The sequence below is a fragment of the Enterococcus sp. DIV0703 genome, from assembly GCF_051711065.1.
Classification (GTDB): Bacteria; Bacillota; Bacilli; order Lactobacillales; family Enterococcaceae; genus Enterococcus_B; species Enterococcus_B hirae.
In genome coordinates this window covers 1-7,512 of sequence record NZ_JBIOLX010000004.1, presented here as the reverse complement: position 1 = coordinate 7,512, position 7,512 = coordinate 1, and the positions used below count along the sequence as shown (strand labels likewise).

Sequence of the window (7,512 nt, the reverse complement as noted above, 5' to 3'; positions counted from 1 at the left end):
TAATAATATATATGTAAAGCTATGTAAAGTTAAAATTTCTTTTATTTATTTAATAAGCTAGATAAGATAATTTTGTAATTTTTATACAAAATATTTCTAGGAGTGAAACAATTATGAAACATGCTAAATTTATTACTGTTGGATTAGCAACTATTACTTTATTATCTGCTACAATTCCTGTGGGAACAACAATTGTACAAGCAGATGAAATTAAAAATGTCTCTGTAGAAAATGATCAATTTAAAGGTTTGAGCGATAATGAATTGAGAAATTTAGGTTTTTCAGAAGCAGATATTATAAACTATCATGACAATTTAAATAATCCTGTTTATATTCAAGAAGGAATGGTTCTAAATAGTAAAGAACAACATAAAGAAAGAGGAAAATTTACTTGGGCAGTAAAGGCTATTAGAAAGGGATATAATAAATTACCTAAATCAGTTAAAAGATATATTGCGGCACATACAGGGCTAGATACTCTTTTAAGTTTTATCGAAAATGCGACTGGTACAATTCAAGATGCTGTATATAATGCATGTAGAAAAGTTGGCATGAGTAAAAATGTAGCAAACATTGTAACTGCAGCTATTATGACTTTAGTATTTTAATAAAAAATCCGATTAGTTAAAACTAATCGGATTTTTTATTAAGTTCATGTAGAATTAGATAAAAACCATAAAGGGTAAAACTAATCCATGATACAAGAAAAGCTATTAAGAAAACATTTTTTTTAGTGATATAGAAAAGTATATAAAATAAAAGTATAACAAAAGCAATAATCCAATAGAACCATTTTTTTTCAGCTATCTTTTTCAAATAATCTCTTCTTTCTTTTTTTCTTTTTATTAATAAAGTAAATAATAGGAATAACAAGTCCTAAAGGAGCTAGAGTTATACTTATAAATATTAAAGTAATACAAAATAAAAATTCATCTTCTTTATCATAGTTTAAATCTTGGTTTAAATTATCTACTTGAGTTTGTATTTGATATATTTTTTGCTCACATTCTAATAGTTGATCATAATGGACAGATAACCTATTTCTTAATGATTCATTATCTTTTAATAAGTCTTCTATAGACGTTTGATAAATTCTAGATAAAGCTATTAAATTATCTAAAGAAGGATAAGAATGATCGTTTTCCCAACTAGATATAGATTGACGACTTACATGTAATTTATGTGCAAGTTCAATTTGAGATAAATTTGCTTTTTTTCTATGATATTTCAAAGTACTTCCTACAGTCATTAGTTAATCCTTTTATCAAATAATAGTACCCTAATATTGTACAATGATGATATCTGATTTTGAATTATATTTCTTCAATGATTATTTTAAGTTCATAATCGTTTAAATTAAATTATAAATAGTTATATTAAGAGCTAGTAGACATAATGTACAGTATGCCAAGTAGCGCCTCTACCAATGGATAGAGACGCTCACTTTGTGATTTTTAATTGGTCTAGCTGAAACCCGCTTTTCAAGGCTTGATTTTCTGCCGTTTGGTCTTTCCGCTTCTTTGTGAATATTGATCGGTCATTTTTTACTAGCTTGTTATTTTTGGACGTGTTTGTTATGCTTTTTATATACCTCATTTTCATCTAGTATTCTTTTCTAATGTTCAGGTTGATAAATAGGATAATCTCATTTAGGGAGGCTGCTCGTTAGAGCAGTCTTTTCTTATTTATCAGGTTCTTCTACAAATAATCCCTCATTTGGACTGTTGTAGTAATTAGGATTAAGTTTTAGTTCCCCTTTTTTAGTTCCCTTGTTGATCCCTGATAATAACATTGGGCTGAAGCCTAATATTCCTAGTAAGATAGAATCGAATAGCAAGTGTTTTTTTGTCATAAGGGTTTCCTCCTTCATTTCCACAGTTGCCACCATTTTTTCCCATTCTCCATTTGTTCGTCCATTGTTTCTGTTGCTTCAGAAAGAGTCGTTGATTCATTTTCCGAAGACTTTTCCGTATAAGTCAACTGCAGTTGTTCCTGCAGTTTTTCGATTTGTTGGTTTGCCTGGAGCGTGAGTTGTTGTTGCTGGTCGAGTAGCTTTTGCATGTGAGAATTATTTTGTTCTTTGAGAACCAGTTGTTCTCGTAAAAATTCATTTTCTTCACGCAATTGATTTAGCAACTCATTTGCAACCACGTTTTTGTTTGGTATATAAGCATTTTTATCGTTGTTTTGTTCATGTTCATGCAACTTATCTAGCAACCTTTGATTGTCTAAGTTGCGAGCAAGTTGCAATACTCCAGAACGCAATACAACCTTATAACCCCGCTCATTTTTAGCTATCATGGAAGAATCTAATTTTTGGATATGTTTCGATATTGCTTGCCTACTAATCTTAAAAAGTTCTGACAATTCTTTTATTGTAAAGGTTTCTTGTGGTTGCATACTTGTTGCCTCCTAGGTTGCTACTGGAATAAATTATCTAAATCAGATAATAAACTTTTTTTCTCTTTTTCCGAAAGTGTGGACTCTGTTTGTTTTTCAAGAGCTTCTTTCTCTTTTTCTAGTTGTTTGATTTGTTGGAGGAGTTCAAGTTCTCGTTTCTTCTGTTTGATTTTTTCGTTAATTGTTGTAGCAGGTTCTTCGTATTCTTTTTGTTTATCAGCTAAAGCCAATGCTTTATTTTGTTCTTCTTTGGTTGGTGCATGTTTGTTAAAATCGTCTGCTTTTTTGATTTCTGGTTTAAACGTAAATTGATAGCCAACGACAGGTTTTCCTCGCCCTTTTCCGTATTTCTTTTTGATTGATAATCCTTTGAAGATTGCGGTTAATTCCTGTCGTATAGGCTTTATAACACGATTATCAACGTTTGCTTGGTTGTTCCAGTAACTTTTTGGAATATCTAATAGTTCATGAAAATCCTCTTTAGAAAAATAAACAAAACCTTTAGTTCGATATTGTTTTAGTAATCGAAACATAGTCTTTGCATAGCTACTTTGTAATTCGTTAAATTGTTGGAGTGAATAGCGAACCCACTCATCTAAATTGTTTAGTAAAGGTAAAGCTTTTTTGTAAACTTGTATGTCTACATATGGATCTTTAGCAGTTCCACGTATTTTAAACTCACTAAACATAACGAATCTATCTATATCGAGCCCATTAGCACTTCTTTTCCCAAAACGTAAATCCATTAATTTATCATAAGTCATTTCTAAATCATTAATGAAACGATTATTAGCAGTTGCTTTATAATTACTTAAATCTTTTAGCTGGTCAAAAGTAAGACGGACTGTTTTATCGCCTTTTTCGCGCATTCTAGACACAATAGAGAAAAATAGATTCATTTCAACTGGTGTAAATTTCCGCAACGGAATGGTATTTAATTCATGATGGTATTTCACGATTTCATTTGCCAAAGATATTCCTCCTTACTCCTTCAATGGATACAGACGTTATAAACAACGTTTTGTCTATGATAATACATATTATAACATACGTGAGTGCAAAAAAAGAGTTTAAAAGCAGACAAAATGTAGTTTAAAAGCAGACAAAATGTAGTTTAAAAGCAGACAAAATGTAGTTTAAAAGCAGACAAAATGTAGTTTATAAAACGCTGTATCCATTGAAGGAGTAAGGACACAGCCGACGGTAAAGAGGTTTAAAAAGAGGTTTAAAAAGAGATTATAAAAGAGGGGGACAAAATTTCCCGCCTAAAAACCACTTCTTTTTTCTACCAACAGGTTCGCGCATTTTTCAAAACTGCCAATTCAAAACCTTGCTCCCTACGGTCGCTAAAAAGGTGTGATCGCTACGCTCTCACATTGTACTGCGCAGTCGCCTAAAGGCTCCTTTGCTAAAAACAAGTCAGTAAAGGAGGTGGGGGAAGCCTCTGATCGCTCGTCTAAATCGTTTTAAGACAGTCTTGGGTAAAAACCCTTATCTTGTTCTTAAAGCGCCTTACAGGCGGTCAGAGCAAGCCCTAACAACCCGAAAATAAAGGATACTTAAAAACACCACACAGATTTTATTTTGTAAGGTATAATAACTTGTCGCCTATCCGACAGTCTTGCGACTGGAAGGAGGTGTATCTAATGTTTGAACTGTTCATTTGCCCCCTTCTTGTAGGAGTTTGTATCTCTTTATTCAGTTATTGGTTGAATAACCGAAACAAGAAGTAAAATCAATAAAGGCGACATCAACCTGAAAAAAAGCCCCAGAGAATCCGACCTCTCTGGGGCTTTCGTGTATCTAATGTTTGATCATTTGCATGTTCAGTTTAACATGATTGCCAATCAAATTCAATTTTGTTGTTGCTGATCTAACCATTCTTTGACACTTTCTAGATAATTTAATGCCGTTTCTTTTTTCGTTGGATTTTGTATGTTCGTTGCTTGCTGAAGCAGTACTTCATAACGTTCGTAGGTGACTGATTGTTGCCGTTCTTTTCGTTCCTGTTCACTGGTTGAAAAAGGGATTGTATCACTAAATAAGCTATAACAAGCTTCTTCTGTTTGCGTATCTTTAAAATATTGCACGTCTTTTTTTACTTGTTCATATTTTTCTTGCACCTTTTTTTGTTGTTCTTCTGACAATTTTTGATAAAAACGAGTGAGTTTTTCCATGTTTTTATCCGTCAAACGTTTTTCTTGATTCACAAAAATATCGTTCATGTCCTCATAACAAGAGGTAAATTCGTCCATTTTTTGTGCTAACACTTGCTCTTTTTTCTTTTGATCACATGCTGCTTCATACTTTTGAGTGATATTTCCTAGTAGGATACTTTTTGAAACACGTTTATTACCCTCTAAAACGCCGAATAAACCACTTAAAACGATTGATAAGGCAAATATAACCCCGAGTAATAAAAATCGCTTAAATCGAATTTTAGAGCCCTTCAATGAATATCTTGTTTGATAAGTCTTATAGCTAAGCCAAATAATTCCTAAAATACTGGCAGAAATGAGTAGATAGGGGAAATAGAATGCCATTTCTATTTATTCTCCCCATACCAACCAAAAGGCTAATAATGTTAGTACTACGCAACATAAGGGGGCAAGAATATCCATCGATCGTTGAATTAAAGCCTTTTTTTGTTCTTGGTTTCGCTGGTCTAATAGCGTTTGGTGGAGTTTTTTGACTTGTGAATCAATCGTAGTTTGTATCCTTCCTTGGGTATAAGGCGCAAGAAAAGCACGTTGTTTTTTTATTTCGTTTTCGATGTCTTTTAATGTTTTAGAGCGATAATTCTTGTTGGTGGTCTGTTCCTCGTTCAACGTGTTGTTCATGGTTTCTTCGAGTCGGTCTAATTTCCGATTGTTCAGGCGTAAAAGTTCGTTGTTCTCTTCGTACTTCTTCTGCAGTTTCGCGAATGCTAGCTCGAGCTCTTCGTAGCTCGTTGGTTCGTTGTTGATTGTAGGTTCGTTCTCGTCTGTCCAGCTCATGTAAAATCGTCTCCTTTTCGTAATCCTTTCCTAGTTTGTTGGATCGTACTTTTTTCTTTTTGTGGATCAATTCGTAAGTAAAATTTTTCCCACGATTCAAGCAATGAATGCCGAATGTTTTAAGAGAATCACAAAATTGGTTATACGTTCGAGTTTTTTTGTTTTTCATTGTTTGATCAATCGCAAACCGAATTTCGTCTTTCCAAACAGGTTCATTTTTTTCTTTTAATTTGATTTCAGACATGGTTCGTTTTTCGGGTTTCTTTCCTCGTTCAGTGATTGTTAAGTCATGTTCAAGACAAATCTCGTCATTTAGGTCATAACATTTGTTTAAAAATGCTTGACCATGAGCTTGAAATTTTTTTCCAGTTTCCAGATTGACGGAGTTAATGACAATGTGGTTATGAATATGGTCTTTGTCTGTATGTGTGTAAATCGCGATTTGGTGGTCAGGGGCTATTTTTTTCGCATACTCTGCCCCTAGTTGATTGGCTTTTTCAGCGGTAATTTCTCCTGGTCGAAAAGACTGGATCAATAAGTGTGCTTGTACACGATCGTCTTTTCCATACAGCATGCGAATTTGTTTCATTTCGCTTTTGGCATAATCAATGTCGCAGTTTATCCCTGTTTTGACGGTTGCTCGTGGTTCGGCGTAATTGATCGCTCGGCTACAAGAAGTGGTTCGGCTTACTTTAACTGTTGCCATATCTTTTGTAGCTCCTTTTGCATGATTTTTAGGTTTTCGGATAAGCGTTGGGCGTCGCCAGGAGCAACGTCGTGTTGGTGTGTATTGCACCACTTGGCAATTTGATTGATATTCCCGCCAGCTTTGGCTAAATCGCGCGCGATTGCCTGGGCAATGTCTGGCGCCACTTTCGGTGTCACCAGACGCGCGTTTTGTGCCTTGGCTTTCACGAAAGCCGGCACACTCATTTGCAAAGCTTCAGCTGACTGCTTCAGCTTTGCAAATTCGGATTCGCTCACTCGAAAACTGATTTGTTTTGGCTCGGATCGATAGGTATATTTTTTAGAATGATCGCTAGCCAAATTTTGATTTTGTTCGCTCATAAGTCCCACCCTTTCAGTACGTCCTACGGACGTATCGTTCGCAATACTCATTGTACCTAAAAAGGCACAATGAGTAAAGCTCACTAAAAGGGTTCGGCAAGCTCTATATTTGCTAGCCAAATACCTACGTATTTGGTGCAAATAACCGCTTGTCAAAGGGGCGCAAGCTCCCCCTTGAATCCCCCTCAAAACTTACGCTCCACCATACAAAAAAGGCTAGCAAATGCTAGCCACTTTTTGTAAAATTTAGTATGATTTATTTTTAGCTATTTAGAGTTTTTATTTCCGTAAATACTTCTAAAAATTGCTAAGATAAATGCTATAGGAATTAGATAAAGAATACTTTTTTGTAAGCTTATATTGAAAATTAGCCTAAATATGAAGAACATAGTGATTAAAACTATTATTGAAATAATTACAGCTAAAATCTTTTTATTCATGAGATAGTTTCACTTTCTGATTATTTTATTACATAACGAGCGTAATCATTGTATTGATATGATGTTGTATTGCTAAAGTGAGCATTATATGTTAATTGTACACCTTTTCCTTGATTTGCAGCTCTTACAAAGACATTCATTGCATCAACAGCACTACTAAAAGCATTTGTAATAACCCATGTTCCAACTCCACCAATAGGAATAAAAGATGCAATTTGAGCAGGAGTCTTTAGCTTATTATAATTTTTTTTCAAATCTCTACACATTCTATTAGTAACATAATAGTTCATTTTATAGCAAGTAAATCCACGATGATTATGATTATATCGTGAACTTGCAGCTTCCACTTTTATACCTCTAGCACTAAAAGGAAACAGATTTAACGGAGTACTTGCTCCAACAATCATACCAAACAAAAATAGACAAGTAATAATTTTAATAATTTTATTTTTCATTGTTACTTCCTCCTTAGATATAAAATCCTAAGAAATCGCTTTCTGTGTATATTTAGAATAATCAGAAAATTAAATATTGCCAAGAGGGTTTATTTTATAAAATGTGTTATTTTAAAAATTAGTAGACATAATGGTTATTAAAAAAATATAAAT

General features: G+C 33.6%; 10 protein-coding genes. 2 read left to right on the top strand and 8 right to left on the bottom strand.

What is annotated here, in order from left to right:
• Positions 1 to 113: 113 nt before the first annotated feature.
• On the top strand, positions 114 to 608 hold the full coding sequence (locus IGK81_RS14265) for a hypothetical protein (RefSeq protein ID WP_065305726.1): 495 nt from the start codon (positions 114 to 116) through the stop codon (positions 606 to 608).
• Positions 609 to 799: 191 nt separating this feature from the next.
• Here the strand turns inward: IGK81_RS14265 and IGK81_RS14260 are convergent, their stop codons facing one another.
• The 4 genes from IGK81_RS14260 to IGK81_RS14245 all read right to left on the bottom strand — a co-directional run bounded on the left by IGK81_RS14260 (position 800) and on the right by IGK81_RS14245 (position 3,371).
• On the bottom strand, positions 800 to 1,249 hold the full coding sequence (locus IGK81_RS14260) for a helix-turn-helix transcriptional regulator (protein ID WP_065305724.1): 450 nt from the start codon (positions 1,247 to 1,249) through the stop codon (positions 800 to 802).
• A 432-nt stretch (positions 1,250 to 1,681) separates the two neighbouring features.
• Positions 1,682 to 1,852, bottom strand: coding sequence for a hypothetical protein (locus IGK81_RS14255; protein ID WP_438758283.1), 171 nt, complete (start codon positions 1,850 to 1,852; stop codon positions 1,682 to 1,684).
• Between the two features lie 14 nt (positions 1,853 to 1,866).
• A complete protein-coding gene (locus IGK81_RS14250; protein ID WP_438758281.1) occupies positions 1,867 to 2,400 on the bottom strand; it encodes an HTH domain-containing protein in 534 nt (177 codons plus the stop codon).
• A gap of 20 nt (positions 2,401 to 2,420) precedes the next feature.
• Positions 2,421 to 3,371 carry a RepB family plasmid replication initiator protein gene (locus IGK81_RS14245; protein ID WP_438758279.1) on the bottom strand — a complete coding sequence of 317 codons (951 nt, stop codon included), beginning with the start codon at positions 3,369 to 3,371 and terminating at the stop codon, positions 2,421 to 2,423.
• Between the two features lie 675 nt (positions 3,372 to 4,046).
• Between IGK81_RS14245 and IGK81_RS14240 the strand changes: the two genes are divergently transcribed.
• Complete coding sequence (locus IGK81_RS14240; protein WP_438758286.1) at positions 4,047 to 4,133, top strand: type I toxin-antitoxin system Fst family toxin; 87 nt, start codon at positions 4,047 to 4,049, stop codon at positions 4,131 to 4,133.
• Between the two features lie 120 nt (positions 4,134 to 4,253).
• Here IGK81_RS14240 and IGK81_RS14235 read toward each other — a convergent pair whose 3' ends face one another.
• The 4 genes from IGK81_RS14235 to bacA all read right to left on the bottom strand — a co-directional run bounded on the left by IGK81_RS14235 (position 4,254) and on the right by bacA (position 7,359).
• Complete coding sequence (locus IGK81_RS14235) at positions 4,254 to 4,943, bottom strand: hypothetical protein (protein ID WP_438758277.1); 690 nt, start codon at positions 4,941 to 4,943, stop codon at positions 4,254 to 4,256.
• A gap of 244 nt (positions 4,944 to 5,187) precedes the next feature.
• Entirely contained in the window at positions 5,188 to 6,102 is a 915-nt protein-coding gene (locus IGK81_RS14230) for a relaxase/mobilization nuclease domain-containing protein (protein WP_438758275.1), read from the bottom strand.
• Complete coding sequence (locus IGK81_RS14225; protein ID WP_047936909.1) at positions 6,084 to 6,464, bottom strand: MobC family plasmid mobilization relaxosome protein; 381 nt, start codon at positions 6,462 to 6,464, stop codon at positions 6,084 to 6,086. Before IGK81_RS14225 ends, IGK81_RS14230 begins: the two co-directional genes overlap by 19 nt.
• 460 nt (positions 6,465 to 6,924) lie before the next feature.
• The gene (bacA, locus tag IGK81_RS14220) at positions 6,925 to 7,359 is read right to left on the bottom strand and encodes a bacteriocin 51 precursor BacA (protein WP_196845719.1); all 435 of its coding nucleotides are present in this window, start codon (positions 7,357 to 7,359) and stop codon (positions 6,925 to 6,927) included.
• Positions 7,360 to 7,512: the final 153 nt, after the last annotated feature.